We start from the raw sequence: 18125 nt of genomic DNA, 5'->3' as shown, positions 1-18125 counted from the left end.
CTCAAGGACCCGACCATGCCCGTTCTGAACCGTATCGCCTCTTACGCCGAGGACATGAAGGGCTGGCGGCGGCATCTGCACATGCATCCCGAACTGGCCTTCGACTGCCGGGAAACCGCGGCCTTCATCGTCGAGCGGCTGCGCGAGATCGGAGTGGACGAGATCCACGAGGGGATCGCGAAGACGGGGATCGTGGCCTTGATCCGGGGGCGCGCGGAGGGGCCGGTGATCGGGCTGCGCGCCGACATGGACGCGCTGCCGATCGAGGAGCTGACGGGGGCGCCCCATGCCAGCACGGTGAAGGGCCGGATGCATGCCTGCGGCCATGACGGGCATGTGACGATGCTGCTGGGAGCGGCGAAGTATCTGGCCGAGACGCGGAATTTCGCAGGCACGGTGGCGCTGCTGTTCCAGCCGGCCGAGGAGGATGGCGGCGGCGGGCAGGTCATGGTGCAGGAAGGCGTGATGGACCGTTTCGGCATCGGCCAGGTCTATGGCATCCACAATGCGCCGAACGTGCCCTTCGGGCATTTCACCACCACGCCCGGCCCGCTGATGGCCAGCGTGGACACGGCCTTCGTCTACATCACCGGCCGGGGCGGGCATGGCGCCACGCCGCATGAGACGGTGGACCCGGTGGTCGCGGTGGTGGGCATGGTGCAGGCGATCCAGACCATCATCCCGAGGAACGTCTACGCGCTGGACGAGGCGGTGATCTCGGTCACGCAGATCCATACCGGGACCGCCAGCAACATCATTCCCGAGGAGGCGATGTTCTGCGCCACGATCCGCTGCTTCAAGCCGGACGTGCGGGCGCTGTTGAAGAAGCGGTTCCACGAGATCGTCGAGGGTCATGCGGCGGCCTATGGGGTCAGCGCACGGATCGACTATGACTGGGGCTATCCGGCGACGATCAACCACGAGGACGAGACCGACTTCGCCGCCGGGGTCGCGCGCGAGGTGGTGGGGCCGGAGGCGGTGGACGCCCGGGCCAACCGCGAGATGGGGTCGGAGGATTTCTCCTATATGCTGGAGGCGCGGCCGGGGGCGTACCTGTTCCTCGGGACCGGGCCGGGGGCGGGGCTGCACCACGCGGCCTATGACTTCAACGACGAGGTCTCCCCGGTCGGGGCAAGCTTCTTTGCGCGGCTGGTCGAGAAGGCTCAGCCCCTGGGCTGAGGCCGCAGCAGCGGGACCAGGCCGAAGCCGACCTGCCCGGCAAGCCCGAGCGCGCCGGGCGGGGTGGCCATGGCGGAGAGGAACTGTCCCGGCGTCTGGCCCAGCGCCAGCGCGGTGGCGAGTTCCAGGAGCATCAGGAGCGCGAAGGCGATGAGGCCGAGGTCCGCGCGGCGGCTGTCGGGCCAGCGGGCCAGGACGCGGCCCGCGACGGTCCAGGAGAGGGCGAGGACCAGCGGCAGCTCGAGCGCGACGGCCGGAAGCGGGCCGGTCCGCGGGGCGATCAGCGTGACCCGCAGCACGCCGAAGGCGAAGGCCAGCGCGAAGACCGGCAGGACGTAGGCAAGGGCGGCCTTGACGGTCGGGGGCATCTTGCGCCTCTCTGGAGTGGCTTGGGTTCCGTCCTTGCCATGAAAGGTGCCGCTCGTGAAAGTCCTTGCCCTGCTTCCCCTGCTTCTGGCCGGCCCGGCGCTGGCCGACGACTACATCGGCTTCCAGTCGCCCACCGGCAACATCCATTGCGCGATCTACCGTTTCGACGGCCGGACCGAGGCGCGGTGCGACCTGCGGTCCTATACGCCGAGCTATAGCAGGCGCCCGCCGGATTGCGATCTGGACTGGGGCATGGCCTTTGCGGTCGGGGCCTCGGGCAAAGGGGCGCTGGCCTGCGTCGGCGACACGGTGCAGGACCCCGGCAATCCGGTGCTGCCCTATGGCGAGGCGGTGAGCCTGGGCGGGATCTCCTGCGTCTCGGCGCAGACGGGGATGACCTGCACCAACCGCGAGGGGCACGGGTTCAGCGTGGCGAAGGCGAAGCAGCGGATCTTCTAGACCGGCCGCGCGGGCGCTTCGGCCCCCATGCCGTCGGCTCTCGAACCGATGGCGAAACCGACGGCATAGCCGGCGAGGATACCTGCACCCGCATGAAAGAGGCGATTCGCGCCGCCGAATGGGGCGGCTCAACCTTTGGACGCCCGGTCGGGTCCGACCCCAACCTTTGGCGCAAAGCGGCGCTGGCCGGGTTTTGATCAAACTGCTAGGCTGGCGTTGTTGTCCAACTGCATCATTGCCCGCAAAGGAGACCCGACATGATCGCCCCGATGGCCCTGGCACGGCCCAGCCCGCAGGAGTTGTGGGAAATGGACCGGCAGCATCTTCTGCACCCCTGGACGAATTTCGGCCCCTTCGAGCGCGAGGGGGCGCTGGTGATCACGCGGGGAGAGGGCTGTCACCTCTGGGATGCCGAGGGGCGGCGCTATTTCGATGCCGTGGGGGGCATGTGGTGCACGAACGTGGGCCTTGGTCGGCGCGAGATGGCGGCGGCCATGGCCGAGCAGGCCGAGCGGCTGGCGTTCTCGAACACCTTCGTCGACGTGACGAACGACCCCTCGGCCCGGCTGGCGGCCCGGCTGGCGGATCTGGCGCCGGGGGATCTGAACCGGGTGCATTTCACGACCGGAGGCTCCACGGCGGTGGATACGGCGGTCAGGATGGTCTGGTACTGGCAAAGCTGCATGGGCCGGCCGGAGAAGACCGATATCGTGGCGCGGGACCACAGCTATCACGGCGCGACCTACCTCTCGCAGTCGGTGGGCAAGCGGCCGGGCGACCGTGTGGCCGAGTTCCGCTACAAGGAGACCGGCATCCACCACCTGAGCGCGCCGAACCCCTACCGCCGGCCCGAGGGGATGAGCGAGGCGCAGTTCTGCGACGCGCTGGTGGCCGAGTTCGAGGCGCTGATCGTGCAGGTCGGGGCCGACCGGATCGGCGGGTTCATCGCGGAGCCGATCCAGGCCTCGGGCGGGGTGATCGTGCCGCCCCAGGGCTACCTGCGCCGGATGTGGGAGATCTGCCAGCGCCACGACATCCTGTTCATCGCCGACGAGGTGGTGACGGCCTTCGGCCGCTTGGGCCACTGGTTCGCCAGCGAGGCGGAGTTCGGCGTGGTGCCGGACATGATCACCTGCGCCAAGGGGCTGACCTCGGGCTATGTGCCGCTGGGGGCGGTGATCTTCAGCGACCGCATCTGGCAGGCGATGGCGGCGAATGGCGAGCGGTGGTTCACCAGCGGCTTCACCTATTCGGGGCATCCGGTCTCATGTGCGGTGGGGCTGAAGAACCTGGAGATCATCGAGCGCGAGGGCTTGCTGGAGAACGCGGCGCGGGTCGGAGACTATTTCCTGGAGCGGCTGCAGGCGCTGGAGGCGCTGCCGCTGGTCGGGCAGGTGCGCGGGCGGCGGCTGATGGTCTGCGTCGAGAACGTGGCCGACAAGGCGACCAAGGCGCCCTTGCCGGACGGGGTGAACGAATCCAAGCGCATCTCGGATGCGGCCGAGGCGATGGGGATGATGGTGCGGCCGCTGGGCCATCTGAACGTGATGTCCCCGGCGCTGACCATCACCGAGGCCGATGTGGATTTCGTCGCCGAGACGCTGGAGCGCGCCATCCGGCAGGTGACGGACGAGTTGGTGCGCGAGGGGCACCGGATCGGGTGAGCTGCCGGAGCCTTTGAAGGCTCCGGCGCGATTTCTTCGAAGAAATCGCCTGTGGCTTGACAAGCGGGCGGGGCAGGGGTTTCCTGCCCGCCCGGATCCGCGCGTCTCCGATGAACGACTGCGCCGACAGAGCCGAGATTTCCATGGCACTAGAAGACGCGAAGACGCAGGTCGATACTGCGTTCACCCGGACCGACCGCCGGGGCCTTTCCTTCGAGAACGCCTTCGGCGGCGCGACGAGCTTTCTGCGCCGGACCTATACCAAGGACCTGACCGGGGTCGATCTGGCGATCACCGGCGTGCCCTTCGACCAGGCGGTGACTCATCGCGCCGGCGCCCGCTTTGGCCCCCGCGCGATCCGCGAGGCGTCGACCCTGCAACCCTATGATCCGCCCTATGGCTGGCCGACGAACCCGCTGGAGGAGATGTCGATCATCGACTACGGCGACCTGGCCTTCGACTATGCGAAGGTCTCGGATTTCCCCGAGACTCTGACGGCGCATATCCGCACCATCCTGAAAGCGGGCGCGGGGACGGTGACTTTGGGCGGCGACCATTACATCACCTTCCCGATCCTGAAGGCCTATGCCGAGACGTCCGGGCCGCTGGGCGTGATCCATTTCGACGCCCATTCCGACCTCTGGCCCGACGACGACCTGAGCCGGATCGACCATGGCACCATGCTTTACAAGGCGGTGAAGACGGGACTCGTCGATCCGAAGCGGTCGGTCCAGATCGGCATCCGCACCACGACCGAGGATTACCTGGGCGTCCATGTCATCGACGCGCGCGAGGTGCATGAGAAGGGCGTGGCGGCGGCGGTGGCGAAGGCGAAGGATATCGTCGGCGACGGGGCGACCTATGTGACCTTCGACATCGACTGCCTCGATCCCTCTGCCGCGCCGGGGACGGGGACGCCGGTCTGGGGCGGGTTGCACTCCTGGCAGGCGGCGGCCTGCCTGCGCGATCTCGCCGGGATCAACATGGTCGGCGGGGATATCGTGGAGGTCTCGCCGCCCTATGACAGCACCGGGGCGACGGCGATCGCCGGGGCGCATGTCGCCTATGAGCTGATCTGCCTCTACCACTGGGCGCGGACCCAGCGGTGAGGGCGATCATGAAATCGAGCGCCTGCGGCGCAAGCCCTTTGTCTCGCGGCTTTGCGTAGGTGCGCAAAGCCGTTCGGGCCATGCCTCTGGCGGGGATATTCGGGCAAAGATGAAAGGGCTTGGGCCAGTTCTTCATAAGTGCGGCCCTTGACGGGTGCGGGCCTGCCTGCGAAACCCCGCGCATGGTTCCCTTGGACAAACTCGCCCAGATCGCCGAACGCTTCGAGTTCCTCGAGGCGCAGCTGAACGCAGGCGCCGCGCCCGGGGAGATCGCGCGGATCAGCCGCGAATACACCGACCTCAAGCCGGTGGTGGAGGAGATCCGTGCCTATCGGCAGTCGCTGGACGATCTGGCCGAGGCCGAGGCGATGCTCTCCGATCCCGAGATGAAGGCGCTGGCGGAAGAGGAACTGCCGCGGCTGAAGGCGCGGATCCCGGAGATGGAGCAGGCGCTGCGGCTGGCGCTGCTGCCCAAGGACGCGGCGGATGCGCGGCCGGCGATCATCGAGATCAGGCCGGGGACGGGGGGCGACGAGGCGGCGCTGTTCGCGGGCGATCTCGCGCGGATGTACCAGCGGCATGCGGAAAAGATGGGCTGGCGCTGGGAGGTGCTGGAGGAGCAGGCCTCGGACCTTGGCGGGCTGAAGGAACTGGTGGCGCTGGTCTCGGGCGAGGGGGTCTTTGCCCGGCTGAAATATGAAAGCGGCGTCCACCGGGTGCAGCGGGTGCCCGAGACCGAGGCGCAGGGGCGGATCCATACCTCGGCCGCCACGGTGGCGGTGCTGCCGGAGGCGGAGGAGGTGGATATCGACATCCCCGCCAGCGACATAAGGATCGACACGATGCGCTCCTCGGGCGCGGGCGGGCAGCATGTGAACACCACCGACTCGGCGGTGCGGATCACGCACCTGCCCTCGGGGATCGTGGTGACCAGCTCCGAGAAATCGCAGCACCGCAACCGCGAGATCGCGATGCAGGTGCTGCGCTCGCGGCTTTACGAGGCGGAGCGGGAACGGCTGCATTCCGAACGCGCGGCGGACCGGAAGTCGCAGGTGGGCTCGGGCGACCGCAGCGAGCGGATCCGCACCTACAACTTCCCGCAAGGAAGGATGACCGACCACCGGATCAACCTCACGCTCTACGCCCTGCCGCAGATCATGGCGGGCGACCTGACCGAGGTGATCGACGCGCTGGTCGCGCATGACCAGGCCGAGCGGCTGGCGGAGATGGAGGGGTGACCGCCGCCGAGGCGCTGCGTCTGGCCATTCCCCGCCTGCACTCCGCCGGGATCGAGGGCGCGGCGCGGGATGCGCGGGTGCTTCTGGCCCATGCGCTGGGGATTGCGCCGGACCGGCTGACCCTGCACCTTCCCGACGAGATGACGGAGCCGCAGGCATCGGGCTACGAGGCGGCGCTGGCCGCGCGGGAGGCGCGCCGGCCGGTGGCCCAGATCACCGGCAGGCGGCTGTTCTGGGGCCTGCCGTTCCGCGTCACCCGCGACACGCTCGACCCGCGTCCCGAGACCGAGGCGCTGGTCGCCGAGGCCCTGGCGCGGCCGTTCCTGAAGCTGCTGGACCTGGGGACGGGGACCGGCTGCATCCTTCTGTCCTGCCTCAAGGGCATGCCGATGGCGCGCGGGGTCGGGGTGGATCTCTCGCCGGCCGCGCTGACGGTGGCGGCGGGCAATGCGCGCGACCTGGGGCTGGAGGACCGGGCGAAGTTCCTGGAGTCGGACTGGTTCGCGAAGGTCGGGGGGGCCTTCGACCTGATCGTCTCGAACCCGCCCTATATCGCGGCGGAGGAGATGCCCGGCCTTGCGCCCGAGGTCCGCGACTGGGAGCCGCATCTGGCGCTGACGCCCGGCGGCGACGGGCTGGACGCCTATCGCGCCATCGCGCGGGGGGCGGGGGCGCGGCTGATGCCGGGGGGGCGGCTTCTGGTCGAGACCGGGCCGACGCAGGGGCCGGCGGTGGCCGGGTTGTTCCGGCAGGCGGGGCTTGGCGAGGTGCGCATCCTGCCCGACATGGATGGGCGCGACCGGGTGGTGGCGGCGGTGAAACCGGGTGCGGCCGATCGTTGCGGCTGTGCCTGATTGCCGCTGATTCACGCGGAAAGCCGCAGAAATTTCTTGTCACATCCGAAAGCCTGTGATTAGTGACCCCTGTCGGATGCGGGTTTTCACCTGCCCCGGCGCACTGCCCAAACCCTGCTGACCCGGATTTGCTGCCCATGAGGGGCGGCGGTCGCAGGCCAAAGCCATCATAAGGACAAGATGCGCTCTTCCAAGAAACGCTCGCGTTCCAACCAGAACCGCCCGCGCACCCTCGGCAATATCGTCAACCGTGTCTTCGATTCCTCGGGTCCCGAGGGCAAGGTGCGCGGCACGCCGCAGCAGATCATCGAGAAGTACCAGATGCTTGCGCGCGATGCGCAGCTGTCGAACGACCGCGTGGCGGCCGAGAACTTCCTGCAGCACGCCGAGCATTACACGCGGATGCTGGCCGAGGCGATGAAGGAGATGGCGGCCGAGCAGGAGGCGCGCCAGCAGCAGTACCAGCAGAACGGCGGGCAGAACGGCCAGCCGCGCGGCGATGGCCAGGACCGGCCGGAGCGCCAGGACCGGCCCGAGCGCGGCGACCGGCCCGAACGGCAGGAGCGCGGCGAGCGGCATGACCGGCAGGACCGTGGCGAGCGGCGGCAGGATCGTGGCGAGCGGCGCGACTACCAGCGCGATTTCCGCGAGGAGCGCGAGGCCGAGCCGCCGACCGCGGTGGATGTGATCGAGGTCGACTCGGCCGAGGAGAGCGGCCTGGTCGAGACGCCGGAATCCTCGCCCCGGCCCCGACCCGCGGCGCCGGCGGCGCCGGTCGAGGCGGCGGAACCGGCTGCGGCCGAGGCGCCTGCTGCCGAAGTGCCCGAGGCCGGGAAGGAAGAGCGCCCGGCGCGCCGCCCCCGCGGGCCGCGCAAGCCGAAGGGCGAGGCGAAGCCCGACGACGGGACGCCGCCCAAGGAAGCGGCGGAGTAAACGGAAAGGCCGCCTCCCGGGGCGGCCTTTTGCGTCAGAGGCTGGAAAGCCGGCCCCGCCTCCCATCACCGCCCGCTCGTTGCGCCAGGGGATGGAGCCGAGGCCCATCAGGCCGGCGCCGATGCTCATGCCGCCGCCTCCAGCCAGTCGCATGGCCCTCGCATGTTGCGGGGCTGGCGAGTTACATTTGCCCGACGCATCCGGCGTGATGACCGGGGTGCTGGTGGATTTTCGATCAAGATGTCGCCGGGGCCTGCCCGGAGTAAGGAGAATGATGACGATCAGGTTCGGGCTTCTGGGTGCGGGGCGCATCGGGAAGGTTCACGCGAAGGCGGTGACGGGCAACCCGGCCACCAGGCTGGTGGCGGTTTCGGATGCGGTGCCCGCGGCGGCGCAGGCGATTGCCGACCAGTATGGCTGCGAGCTGCGCAGCATCGACGCGATCGCGGCTTCGGGGGATATCGACGCGGTGGTGATCTGCACCCCGACCGACACCCATGCCGACCTGATCGAGCAGTTCGTGGAGGCGGGCAAGGCGGTGTTCTGCGAAAAGCCCATCGACCTGTCGCTCGCCCGGGTGAAACAGTGCCTGGAGGTGGTGCGGGCGCGCAAGGGCAGGCTGATGGTCGGCTTCAACCGCCGGTTCGACCCGCATTTCCGCGCGGTGCGGGCCGAGATCGACAAGGGCACCATCGGCCCGGTCGAGATGGTGACGATCACCAGCCGCGACCCCGGCGCGCCGCCGGTGGACTACATTGCGCGCTCGGGCGGGATCTTCCGCGACATGACGATCCATGACCTCGACATGGCGCGGTTCCTCCTGGGCGAGGAGATCGCCGAGGTCTCGGCCATGGCCTCGGTGCTGGTCGATCCGGAGATCGGCAAGGCGGGGGACAGCGACTCGGTGCAGGTGATGCTGCGGACGGGGTCGGGCAAGCTGGCGGTGATCTCGAACTCGCGCCGGGCGAGCTATGGCTATGACCAGAGGATCGAGGTGCATGGCGCGCAGGGCGCGGTTTCGGCCGAGAACCAGCGCCCGGTCAGCATCGAGGTCGCGACGGGCGCGGGCTATACCAGGCCGCCGCTGCATGACTTCTTCATGACGCGCTATACCGAGGCCTATGCCGCCGAGATCGCCGCCTTCATCGAGGCGATGGCGGGCAAGGCCGAGGCCAGCCCCTCGGGCGAGGACGGGCTGCTGGCGCTGGCGCTGGCGGAGGCGGCGCTGAAATCGGTCGCCGAGGGCCGGGTGGTGCGGATGAGCGAGATCCTCTGACGCCGGCAGGGTGGGTGTATCACCCACCCTACGCCCCGCGCGGTAGGGTCAGGCGGGGTGCAGGGCGTCCAGGATGCGGGCAGGGAGGAGGGGCAGGTCGGTCAACTCGGTCCCGAGGGCGGCGTTCACGGCGTTGACCACGGCGGCGGCGACCGGGATGGTCGCGATCTCGCCCACCGCCTTGGCCCCGAACGGGCCGCTCGGCTCGCCCGCCTCGACCAGCCGGACGGTGATCGGCGGCATCTCCAGGCTGTTGGCCATGATGTAGCGCGCGAAACTGTGCCCGCCCATGCGGCCGGTCAGGCGATCGTTCGCCACGTCCTCGAACAGGGCATAGCCGATGCCGATCTGGACCCCGCCGTGGATCTGGCCCTCGACCAGCATCGGGTTGATGGCGCGGCCGATGTCATGCGCGGCCAGATAGTCGGTGACGCGGACGAGGCCGGTCAGGCTGTCCACCTCGACCTCGGCGAAATGCGCGGCATGCGAGCTGGGGTTGGCGGTGGCCGCATGGGTCACCGTGGCGGTGGGCAGGTCCAGCCCGGCATGGGCCAGATCGGCGGCGAGGGCGGCAAGGCTGGTGAACCGGCCCGTCTCGCGGTTCCTGATCCCGCCCCCGGCCAGCATCAGGTCCTCGGGCGCGACATTGGCCAGCCGCCCGGCGGCACCGCGGATCCGGTCGGCGAGCGCCAGCGCGGTGAGCCGCGTCGCCTCGCCCTGGACATAGGTCATCCGGCTGGCGCGGGTGCCGAGGTCGTAGCCGCAGAGGTCGGTATCCGCCTCGGTGATGCAGAGCGCGGCGGGGGCAAGGCCCAGCACCTCGGCCGCGATCTGCGCCAGCGTGGTGTTCGAGCCGCAGCCGAGGTCGTGCAGCGCCGAGACCATGGTGATCCGGCCGTCGGGGCCAAGCGCCATGGTCATGGTCGTCTGCTCGTCCGAGCCGGGGAAGCAGCCGTTGACATGCGCCGCCGCCGCCATGCCGACCCCCCGGCGCAGGCGTCCGGTGTCGCGCGGGCGGGCGCTGCGCCCGGCCCAGCGGAAGGCGGCCGCGCCTTCCCGCAGGCAGTCGGCCAGCCGGGCATTGCCGACGCAGAGCCCGGTATAGGGCTCGGTCGCGTTGGGCGTCACGGCGTTCAGGAGCCGCAGCGCCACCGGATCGAGGCCCGCGCGGCGGGCGGCGATGTCGAGGTGGATCTCGCCGGCCGCATTGATCTGCGGCGAGCCATAGCCGCGGAAGGCCCCGGTGGGCGGGGTGTTGGTATAGACCGCGCGGCCCGAGTAGGTCTCGGCCGGGATCGCATAGAGCCGGACATGGCGTTGCAGCATCGAGCCGGGCAGGTAGTTGCCGCCGGTGACATAGGCGCCGACGTCGATCAGGGTCTCGGTCTCGCGGGCAAGGATACGGCCCTCGGCCGACAGCGCGCTGCGGATGCGGGTGGTGGTGGCACTGCGCATCCGCGTGCTGGTGAAGGTCTGCTGCCGGTCGCAGGCCAGCCGGACCGGGCGGTCCAGCCGCCGCGCCAGCTCGGCCGCGATCGGTTCCAGCACCGGCTCGGCCTTGCCGCCGAAGGAGCCGCCGATCGGCGTCTTGATCACATGCACCTCCGCCGCCGCCAGCCCGAGCGCGCGGGCGACGACCACCTGTACGGCATGGACGCTCTGGCACGGGGCCATGACGCAGACGCGGCCGCCGGGTTCGGGCAGGGCGATGGCGACATGGGTCTCGATGGCTGAATGATGGGTCTTGGGGGTGCGGACCGTGGTTTCCGTGACATGGGCGGCGGCGGCGAACCCGGCGGCGACATCGCCAAGGGCGAAGTCGCGCTCGGCCACCGGGTTCAGGAAGGTGGGCGCTCCTGCGGCGTCGAACAGCGGGCCGCGCATGCGGTCGGCGGCCTCGGGGGTCAGGCAGGGCTCCAGCGGGTCGTAGGATACCTGCACCAGATCCCGCGCCGCCTCGGCCTGGGGCAGGCTCTCGGCCACCACCACGGCCACCCGGTCGCCGATGTGGCGGACGGTGGCGGGGAACATCTGCTCGTCGGCGTCCGCCTCCTGCCCCTCGAACCAGATCGAGCTGTTGTAGCGGTGGGCGGGCATGTTGCCGTGCCAGAAGACGCCCAGCACCCCGGGCGCGGTCAGCGCCGCCGTGGCGTCCAGCGACAGGATGCGGGCGTGGGGATGCGGGCTGGTCAGGAGGAGGGCATGGGCCAGCCCCTCGATCCGCAGGTCGGCGGCATAGCGCAGCCGGCCGGTGGCCTTGGCGAGGCCGTCCAGCATCGGCTCGCGGGTTCCGATCAGGGTCATGCGCCGGCCCCGGAAAGCTGGGAGAGGAGGTCCTCGGCCAGGCCCCGTGCGGCAAGCGCCTTGTAGCGCGTCGAGGCGCGGCCGGGATTGGCGGCGGCGAGTTCTCGGGAGAGGGAATCGGCAAAGCCGGGATCGCCCGCGTTCAGCAGGGCCTCGGCCCCGGTCAGACGGCGCGGCACCGGGCCCACGGCCCCGGCATAGAGCCGCAGCGCGCCCTTGGGTCCCGCCGCCGCCAGCGTCAGCCGCGAGATCGCGGGTTCCTGGCGCTGGCCGAGCTTCACGAAACCGCCGAGCGGTGCGGCCGGCAGATCGAAGCCCAGGATGATCTCGCCGGGGTCCAGCGTCCGGGAGAGGAGGCTTTCCAGCGGCAGCGCGCGTTCCTCGCCGCCCCGCCAGAGCCGGACCATGGCATCGGCGGCCAGAAGCGCGGGCGTCAGGTCGGCGGCGGGCGAGTTGTTGGCGACATTGCCGCCGACGGTGGCGCGGTTGCGGATCTGGGGCGAGCCGAAGACCCGCGCCGCCCGGGTCAGGACCGGGGCAAGCCGGGCAACACGGTCGTCCGAGGCAAGGCGCGCGACAGTGACGCCCGCGCCGAGGATGAGCCGATCCCCTGCCGTCTCGATCCGGTCCAGCCCCGCGAGGCGCGAGAGGTCGAGGATCACGCCCTCGGCCGGAAGGCTGGCGGGGGCGATCAGCCGGTCGGTGCCGCCCGCGATCAGCCAGGAGGGGCGGTCCGGTGTCAGCATGGCGGCGAGTTCGGTGAGGGAGCGCGGGGCGAGGAAGCTCAGCATGGCGCGGCACGCCGGCTGGCTGCGGTCGCGGCGATGGCGCGGATGATGGCGACATATCCGGTGCAGCGGCAGATGTTCCCGGCGATCGCCTGGCGGATCTCGGCCTCGGAAGGATCGGGATTGCGGCGCAGAAGCCCCTCGGCGGCCATGACCATGCCGGGCGTGCAATAGCCGCATTGCACCGCGCCCTCGTGCACGAAGGCGGCCTGCAGGTCGGAGGCCCCGTCCCCTGCCAGGCCTTCGGCGGTCTCCACACCGCGGCCCTCGGCCTGCGCGGCGAGCATCAGGCAGGAGCAGACCGGCGCGCCGTCGAGCAGCACCGTGCAGGCCCCGCATTCGCCCTCGAGGCAGCCTTCCTTGACCCCGGTCAACCCGGCGGCGCGCAGCGCGGTGGAGAGCCGGTCGCCGGGTCCGGCCGGAAGCGCGGTCGTCCGGCCGTTCAGGATGAGGGGGATGGGCACGCAGAGGCTCCGCTTGTGATCAGGGCCGAGGCTAGCGTCTTCCCGGCGTTGGCGCTTTGGCGGAATTCGACCGGGCTGTCCTCTGCCCGACCTGCGACCTTGGGCCGCAGGAGCGGCCGGGTGGCCGGGGCGGGAAAGGATGGATTGCGTCGCCGCGCGCCTTGGGTCAAACCGTAGGGGAAACGCCGAGGGGATGCCTTACGCGATGACGACGACCAGGGATCGAACGCCGACACGGACGGAACGGGTGCAGATCGCCTTGCGGCAGGCCATCCTGCAGCAGCGCCTGACCCCCGGCACCCGCTTGCCCGAGGATGCGATCGGCGAGGCTTTCGGCGCCTCGCGCACCATCGCGCGCGAGGCGCTTGGCCGTCTGGCGACCGAGGGGCTGGTCGAGCTGATCCCGAACCGCGGGGCCTTCGTGGCGAACCCGTCGCTGGAGGAGGGGCGGGGGATCTTCGTGATCCGCGCCGCGCTGGAGCGGGCGATGGTGCGCCAGCTTGCGGGCCGGATCGACGACGCGGTGGTCGAGCGGCTGCGGCAGATGGTCGAGGAGGAGTCGCGCCTGGCGCAGGAAAGCGAGGTGGAGGCGATCCGGCTGGCGGCCGAGTTCCATTTCTATCTGGCCAGCCTGACCGGCAATGCCGTGCTGGAACGCTATCTGACCGAGATCGTCTCGCGCTGTTCGCTGGTGCTGGCGATGTACGGGCGGCAACATTCGGCCGATTGCGGCGCGCGCGAGCATCGCGAGATCGTCGAGGCGCTGGTCGCGGGCGAGTTCGAGCGGGCGGGGGATCTGATGGAGCGCCATGTCGAGGATGTCGCCGCGCGCGGGCAGCTGTCGGTGCGGCCGCAGAACGATGTCCGCGAGGTGCTGTCCGATCTGGCGCGCATGACCGGGGGGCAAGCGGGCGGCGTGCCGTGACGGGCACGCCGCGGGCCGGGTCTACAGGATTCCCGGCAGGTTCAGCCCATGTTCGCGGGCACAGTCCAGCGCGATGTCGTAGCCGGCATCGGCATGGCGCATCACGCCGGTGGCTGGGTCGTTCCAGAGCACGCGCCCGATCCGGCGGTCGGCGTCCTCGGTCCCGTCGCAGCAGATCACCATGCCGGAGTGCTGGCTGAACCCCATGCCCACGCCGCCGCCGTGGTGCAGGCTGACCCAGGTCGCCCCCGAGGCGGTGTTGAGAAGCGCGTTCAGGAGCGGCCAGTCGCTGACCGCATCCGAGCCGTCGCGCATCGTCTCGGTCTCGCGGTTGGGGCTGGCGACGGAGCCGCTGTCCAGATGGTCGCGGCCGATCACCACCGGGGCCTTCAGCTCGCCGTTGCGCACCATCTCGTTGATCGCGAGGCCGGCGCGGTGCCGGTCGCCGAGGCCGATCCACATGATGCGGGCGGGCAGGCCCTGGAAGGCGATGCGCTCGCGCGCCATGTCCAGCCAGTTGTGCAGATGGGCGTTGTCGGGGAACAGCTCCTTCATCCGCTGGTCGGTCCTGTAGATATCCTCGGGGTCGCCGGACAGGGCGGCCCAGCGGAAGGGGCCGATGCCGCGGCAGAAGAGCGGGCGGATATAGGCGGGGACGAAGCCGGGGAAGGCGAAGGCGTTCTCCAGCCCCTCCTCCCTGGCCATCTGGCGGATGTTGTTGCCGTAGTCGACGGTGGGCACGCCCGCCTCGTGGAAGGCCACCATCGCCGCGACCTGCACGCGCATCGAGGCCCGGGCGGCCTTTTCGACGGCCTTGGGATCGCTTTCCTGCCGCACGCGCCATTCGGCGACGGTCCAGCCCTGCGGCAGATAGCCGTGGACGGGGTCGTGGGCCGAGGTCTGGTCGGTGACGATGCCGGGGCGCGGACCGCCGGCCCGCATCCGGCGCAGGAGTTCGGGGAAGACATCGGCCGCGTTGCCGATCAGCGCCACCGACTTCGCCTCGCCGGTGCTGGTCCAGCGGTCGATCATCGCCAGCGCCTCGTCAAGGCTGTGGGTCTTGGCGTCGCAATAGCGGGTGCGGATGCGGAAATCGGCGCGGGTCTCGTCGCATTCCACGGCAAGGCAGCAGGCCCCGGCCATCACCGCGGCCAGGGGCTGCGCGCCGCCCATGCCGCCCAGACCGGCGGTCAGGATCCACTTGCCCTTGAGGTCGCCGCCATAATGCTGGCGGCCCGCCTCGGCGAAGGTCTCGTAGGTGCCCTGCACGATGCCTTGCGTGCCGATGTAGATCCAGGAGCCGGCGGTCATCTGGCCGTACATCGCCAGGCCCTTGCGGTCCAATTCGTTGAAATGGTCCCAGGTCGCCCAGTGCGGCACCAGGTTCGAGTTGGCGATCAGCACGCGCGGCGCGTCCTTGTGGGTGCGGAACACGCCGACCGGCTTGCCCGATTGCACCAGCAGGGTCTGGTCCTCCTCCAGCGCGCGCAGGCTGGCGACGATCTGGTCGAAGTCCTTCCAGGTGCGGGCGGCGCGGCCGATGCCGCCGTAGACCACCAGCTCATGCGGGTTTTCGGCGACGTCGGGGTGCAGGTTGTTCATCAGCATCCGCAGGGGTGCCTCGGTCAGCCAGCTTTTCGCGCTGATCTCGGTGCCGGTCGGGGGAAAGACGTCGCGGATGTTGTGGCGGGGATCGGTCATGGTCGGTCTCTTGTCTCGGGGGGCCGGATCGGCCGGGGTTTGAAGGGGGATCAGGGGGCCACGCCGTCGATGCCGGCGGCGCGGATCAGGGCGCCGTTGCGGACCAGTTCGGCGGCCCTTTCCAGGTCGGGGGCGAGGAAACGGTCCTGTTGCACCGGCGGAACCTCGGCGCGCAGGGCGGTCAGCACGGTCTGGAGCCGGGCGGAGGTCTTGAGGGGCGCGCGGAACTCGATCCCCTGGGCGGCGCAGATCGCCTCGACGCCGAGGATCACGGCAAGGTTGTCGTTCATCCGCCCCAGCCGCCGGGCGCCATGGGCGGCCATCGAGACATGGTCCTCCTGGTTGGCGGAGGTCGGGGTCGAGTCGGTGGAGCAGGGGTTGGCGAGATGCTTGTTCTCGCTCATCAGGGCGGCGGTCGTGACCTCGGCGATCATCAGGCCGGAGTTCAGGCCGGGATCGGGGGTCAGGAAGGGCGGCAGGTCGTGGCTGAGGGTGGGATCCACCATCAGCGCCACGCGCCGCTGGGCGATCGCGCCGATCTCGGCCACGGCGAGCGCGATCTGGTCGGCGGCGAAGGCGACGGGCTCGGCGTGGAAATTGCCGCCCGAGACGATGCGGCCGTTGGACAGCACGAGCGGGTTGTCGGTGACGGCGTTCGCCTCGATCTGGAGCGTGCGCGAGGCATAGCGCAGGATATCCAGCGCCGCCCCGGCGACCTGCGGCTGGCAGCGGATGCAATAGGGGTCCTGCACCCGGCTGTCGCCCTCGCGGTGGCTTTCGCGGATCTCGGAGCCCTCCATCAGCGCGCGCATCTGGCGGGCCACCTCGATCTGGCCGGGATGGCCGCGCAGGTCGTGGATTTCCGGCTGCAGCGGCGCGGTCGAGCCCATGATCGCATCGGTGGACAGCGCGGCGGTGACCATCGAGGCCACGGCATTGCGCCAGCCGTTGAACAGACCCACCAGCGCAAGCGCGGTGGAGAACTGGGTGCCGTTGATCAGCGCGAGCCCCTCTTTCGGGCCCAGCACCACCGGCGCGAGGCCTGCGCGCGCGAGGGCCTTGTCGCCGGCCATGCGCCGGCCTTCGACCACGGCCTCGCCCGCGCCGATCATCACGGCGGTCATGTGGGCCAGCGGCGCCAGGTCGCCCGAGGCCCCGACCGAGCCTTGCGACGGGATCACCGGGACCACGCCACGGTCCAGCATCGCCTCGATCAGGGCGACGATCTCCCAGCGGACGCCGGAGGCGCCGCGCCCGAGGCTGAGGAGCTTCAGCGCCATCATCAGCCGGGTCGTCGCGGCATCCAGCGGCTCGCCCACGCCGCAGCAATGCGACAGGATCAGGTTGCGCTGCAGCGTGGCGGTGTCCTGCGGGGCGATCTTGACCGAGGCAAGCTTGCCGAAGCCCGTGTTCACCCCGTAGACGGCCGCGCCACCCTGCGCCGCCGCCTCGATCCGGGCCGCCGCCGCCTCGACCGGGCCACGGGCGGCCGGGTCCAGCCGCGCCGCATGGCCTTCGCGCCAGAGGGTTTCAAGCTGGGCCAGGGTCGCGGCGCCGGGGGTGAGGGTGACGGTCATTCGGAGCCTCCGAAAATGCGGGAATGTAGGGGGTTGAACCCGATGCGCCAGGCAAGCTCGGCCGGGTTCGTCACGTTCCAGATCGCCAGATCGGCGCGCAGGCCGGGCGCGATGCGGCCGCAGTCCGTCTGGCCGAGGGCGCGGGCGGCCTCGACCGTGACGCCGCGCAAGGCCTCTTCCGGGGTCAGGCGGAACAGGGTGCAGCCCATGTTCATGGTGAGGAGAAGCGAGGTCACCGGCGAGGTGCCGGGGTTGCAGTCGGTGGAGAGCGCCATCGGCACGCCATGGGCGCGGAAGGCGGCGACCGGGGGCATCTGTTTTTCATGCAGCGTGTAGAAGGCCCCCGGCAGCAGGACCGCGACCGTCCCGGCCTTGGCCATCAGCGCAGCATCCTCGGCCGTTGCATATTCCACATGATCCGCCGAAAGCGCGCCATACCGGGCGGCCAGCGCGGTGCCGCCCTGGTGCGACAGCTGTTCGGCATGGAGCTTGACCGGCAGGCCCAGTTCGCGGGCGAGGTCGAACACCCGCGCGATCTGGGCAGTGTCGAAGGCGATGCCCTCGCAGAAGCCGTCGACGGCATCGACCAGCCCCTCGGCATGGGCGGCGCGGAGCGTGGGCAGGCAGACCTCGGCCAGATAGTCGTCGGGCCGGCTTTTGTATTCGGGTGGGCAGGCATGGGCGCCAAGATAGGTGGTGCGGACCCGGACCGGGCGCAGCCGGGCCAGTTGCCGCGCGGCGCGCAGCATCCGCAGCTCGGTCTCCCGCTCCAGCCCGTAGCCGGATTTCACCTCGATGGTCGTCAGCCCCTCGGCGATCAGCGCGTCGAGGCGGGGCAGGGCCTGCGCGACCAGCTCCTCCTCATCTGCCGCGCGGGTGGCGCGGACGGTGGAAAGGATGCCGCCCCCGGCGCGTGCGATCTCCTCATAGCTGGCGCCCTGCAGGCGCATCTCGAATTCGCGGGCGCGGTCGCCGCCAAAGACGATGTGGCTGTGGCAGTCGATCAGCGCGGGCGTGACCAGACGGCCGCCAAGATCGCGGCGCGGGGCCGTCGCGTGGGCGGCGGGCAGGTCGGATGCCGCCCCGGTCCAGAGGATGCGGCCCTGACCCAGAACCACCGCGCCGCTGTCGATCATGCCGTAGCCGGGCCCCTCCAGCGTGGCGATCCGGGCGTTGGTGAGGATTTCGGGTGTCATCTGGTCCTCTGTCGTATCGAGACGCTTGTTTTATGCGCTGTTAATTGTAATATGTCTGCACATATATTTCCTGTCAATATGCGAATGAA

The 18125-nt window shown here is 70.3% G+C and carries 16 protein-coding genes; 9 read left to right on the top strand and 7 right to left on the bottom strand.

Annotated elements, in window-relative coordinates:
- Positions 1 to 15: 15 nt before the first annotated feature.
- Positions 16 to 1179 carry a M20 aminoacylase family protein gene (locus I7S92_RS07585; RefSeq protein WP_197642893.1) on the top strand — a complete coding sequence of 388 codons (1164 nt, stop codon included), beginning with the start codon at positions 16 to 18 and terminating at the stop codon, positions 1177 to 1179.
- Here I7S92_RS07585 and I7S92_RS07580 read toward each other — a convergent pair.
- Entirely contained in the window at positions 1164 to 1547 is a 384-nt protein-coding gene (locus I7S92_RS07580; protein ID WP_197642892.1) for a hypothetical protein, read from the bottom strand. The genes I7S92_RS07585 and I7S92_RS07580 overlap by 16 nt on opposite strands.
- 46 nt (positions 1548 to 1593) lie before the next feature.
- On the opposite strand from I7S92_RS07580, the gene I7S92_RS07575 reads away from it, so the two are divergent.
- The 7 genes from I7S92_RS07575 to iolG all read left to right on the top strand — a co-directional run bounded on the left by I7S92_RS07575 (position 1594) and on the right by iolG (position 9081).
- On the top strand, positions 1594 to 2007 hold the full coding sequence (locus I7S92_RS07575) for a DUF6636 domain-containing protein (protein ID WP_197642891.1): 414 nt from the start codon (positions 1594 to 1596) through the stop codon (positions 2005 to 2007).
- A 257-nt stretch (positions 2008 to 2264) separates the two neighbouring features.
- Positions 2265 to 3671, top strand: coding sequence for an aminotransferase (locus I7S92_RS07570; RefSeq protein WP_242070121.1), 1407 nt, complete (start codon positions 2265 to 2267; stop codon positions 3669 to 3671).
- Positions 3672 to 3814: 143 nt separating this feature from the next.
- A complete protein-coding gene (gene speB / locus I7S92_RS07565; RefSeq protein WP_197642890.1) occupies positions 3815 to 4780 on the top strand; it encodes an agmatinase in 966 nt (321 codons plus the stop codon).
- A 182-nt stretch (positions 4781 to 4962) separates the two neighbouring features.
- Positions 4963 to 6018, top strand: coding sequence for a peptide chain release factor 1 (gene prfA / locus I7S92_RS07560; protein WP_197642889.1), 1056 nt, complete (start codon positions 4963 to 4965; stop codon positions 6016 to 6018).
- Positions 6015 to 6872, top strand: a complete 858-nt coding sequence (gene prmC, locus I7S92_RS07555) for a peptide chain release factor N(5)-glutamine methyltransferase (RefSeq protein ID WP_197642888.1) — start codon at positions 6015 to 6017, stop codon at positions 6870 to 6872. Before prfA ends, prmC begins: the two co-directional genes overlap by 4 nt.
- A gap of 180 nt (positions 6873 to 7052) precedes the next feature.
- Positions 7053 to 7805 carry a DUF4167 domain-containing protein gene (locus I7S92_RS07550; protein ID WP_197642887.1) on the top strand — a complete coding sequence of 251 codons (753 nt, stop codon included), beginning with the start codon at positions 7053 to 7055 and terminating at the stop codon, positions 7803 to 7805.
- Positions 7806 to 8076: 271 nt separating this feature from the next.
- Positions 8077 to 9081 carry an inositol 2-dehydrogenase gene (gene iolG / locus I7S92_RS07545; protein ID WP_386259674.1) on the top strand — a complete coding sequence of 335 codons (1005 nt, stop codon included), beginning with the start codon at positions 8077 to 8079 and terminating at the stop codon, positions 9079 to 9081.
- A gap of 48 nt (positions 9082 to 9129) precedes the next feature.
- Here iolG and I7S92_RS07540 read toward each other — a convergent pair whose 3' ends face one another.
- From I7S92_RS07540 to I7S92_RS07530, 3 genes are read right to left on the bottom strand one after another with little or no spacing between them, the layout of a single operon-like run.
- A complete protein-coding gene (locus I7S92_RS07540; RefSeq protein WP_197642886.1) occupies positions 9130 to 11385 on the bottom strand; it encodes a xanthine dehydrogenase family protein molybdopterin-binding subunit in 2256 nt (751 codons plus the stop codon).
- The gene (locus I7S92_RS07535; RefSeq protein ID WP_197642885.1) at positions 11382 to 12176 is read right to left on the bottom strand and encodes an FAD binding domain-containing protein; all 795 of its coding nucleotides are present in this window, start codon (positions 12174 to 12176) and stop codon (positions 11382 to 11384) included. Before I7S92_RS07535 ends, I7S92_RS07540 begins: the two co-directional genes overlap by 4 nt.
- Complete coding sequence (locus tag I7S92_RS07530) at positions 12170 to 12637, bottom strand: (2Fe-2S)-binding protein (RefSeq protein WP_354001312.1); 468 nt, start codon at positions 12635 to 12637, stop codon at positions 12170 to 12172. The genes I7S92_RS07535 and I7S92_RS07530 overlap by 7 nt, the downstream gene beginning before the upstream one ends.
- Before the next feature lie 205 nt (positions 12638 to 12842).
- On the opposite strand from I7S92_RS07530, the gene I7S92_RS07525 reads away from it, so the two are divergent.
- Positions 12843 to 13562, top strand: a complete 720-nt coding sequence (locus I7S92_RS07525; RefSeq protein WP_197642884.1) for a GntR family transcriptional regulator — start codon at positions 12843 to 12845, stop codon at positions 13560 to 13562.
- A 21-nt stretch (positions 13563 to 13583) separates the two neighbouring features.
- Here the strand turns inward: I7S92_RS07525 and hutU are convergent, their stop codons facing one another.
- The 3 genes from hutU to hutI are packed head-to-tail and all read right to left on the bottom strand — an operon-like array spanning position 13584 to position 18036.
- A complete protein-coding gene (gene hutU, locus I7S92_RS07520) occupies positions 13584 to 15263 on the bottom strand; it encodes a urocanate hydratase (RefSeq protein WP_197642883.1) in 1680 nt (559 codons plus the stop codon).
- 50 nt (positions 15264 to 15313) lie between these two features.
- A complete protein-coding gene (gene hutH, locus I7S92_RS07515) occupies positions 15314 to 16840 on the bottom strand; it encodes a histidine ammonia-lyase (RefSeq protein WP_197642882.1) in 1527 nt (508 codons plus the stop codon).
- Positions 16837 to 18036 (bottom strand): imidazolonepropionase, encoded by a 1200-nt coding sequence (gene hutI / locus I7S92_RS07510; protein WP_197642881.1) that lies wholly within the window; start codon positions 18034 to 18036, stop codon positions 16837 to 16839. Before hutI ends, hutH begins: the two co-directional genes overlap by 4 nt.
- Positions 18037 to 18125 lie beyond the last annotated feature (89 nt).

It is taken from the genome of Tabrizicola soli (genome assembly GCF_015999335.1).
GTDB lineage: Bacteria > Pseudomonadota > Alphaproteobacteria > Rhodobacterales > Rhodobacteraceae > Tabrizicola > Tabrizicola soli.
The sequence above is the reverse complement of the archived record's forward strand: the minus strand, read 5'-3'. Positions and strand labels throughout refer to the sequence as shown.

What these genes read in the sequence shown, in the direction of transcription:
- I7S92_RS07585 (WP_197642893.1), top strand. Translation starts at nt 16, where the DNA reads ATGCCCGTTCTGAACCGTATCGCCTCTTACGCCGAGGACATGAAGGGC.
- I7S92_RS07580 (WP_197642892.1), bottom strand. Translation starts at nt 1,547, where the DNA reads ATGCCCCCGACCGTCAAGGCCGCCCTTGCCTACGTCCTGCCGGTCTTC.
- I7S92_RS07570 (WP_242070121.1), top strand. Translation starts at nt 2,265, where the DNA reads ATGATCGCCCCGATGGCCCTGGCACGGCCCAGCCCGCAGGAGTTGTGG.
- speB (WP_197642890.1), top strand. Translation starts at nt 3,815, where the DNA reads ATGGCACTAGAAGACGCGAAGACGCAGGTCGATACTGCGTTCACCCGG.
- prfA (WP_197642889.1), top strand. Translation starts at nt 4,963, where the DNA reads ATGGTTCCCTTGGACAAACTCGCCCAGATCGCCGAACGCTTCGAGTTC.
- I7S92_RS07550 (WP_197642887.1), top strand. Translation starts at nt 7,053, where the DNA reads ATGCGCTCTTCCAAGAAACGCTCGCGTTCCAACCAGAACCGCCCGCGC.
- iolG (WP_386259674.1), top strand. Translation starts at nt 8,077, where the DNA reads ATGATGACGATCAGGTTCGGGCTTCTGGGTGCGGGGCGCATCGGGAAG.
- I7S92_RS07540 (WP_197642886.1), bottom strand. Translation starts at nt 11,385, where the DNA reads ATGACCCTGATCGGAACCCGCGAGCCGATGCTGGACGGCCTCGCCAAG.
- I7S92_RS07535 (WP_197642885.1), bottom strand. Translation starts at nt 12,176, where the DNA reads ATGCTGAGCTTCCTCGCCCCGCGCTCCCTCACCGAACTCGCCGCCATG.
- I7S92_RS07525 (WP_197642884.1), top strand. Translation starts at nt 12,843, where the DNA reads ATGACGACGACCAGGGATCGAACGCCGACACGGACGGAACGGGTGCAG.
- hutU (WP_197642883.1), bottom strand. Translation starts at nt 15,263, where the DNA reads ATGACCGATCCCCGCCACAACATCCGCGACGTCTTTCCCCCGACCGGC.
- hutH (WP_197642882.1), bottom strand. Translation starts at nt 16,840, where the DNA reads ATGACCGTCACCCTCACCCCCGGCGCCGCGACCCTGGCCCAGCTTGAA.
- hutI (WP_197642881.1), bottom strand. Translation starts at nt 18,036, where the DNA reads ATGACACCCGAAATCCTCACCAACGCCCGGATCGCCACGCTGGAGGGG.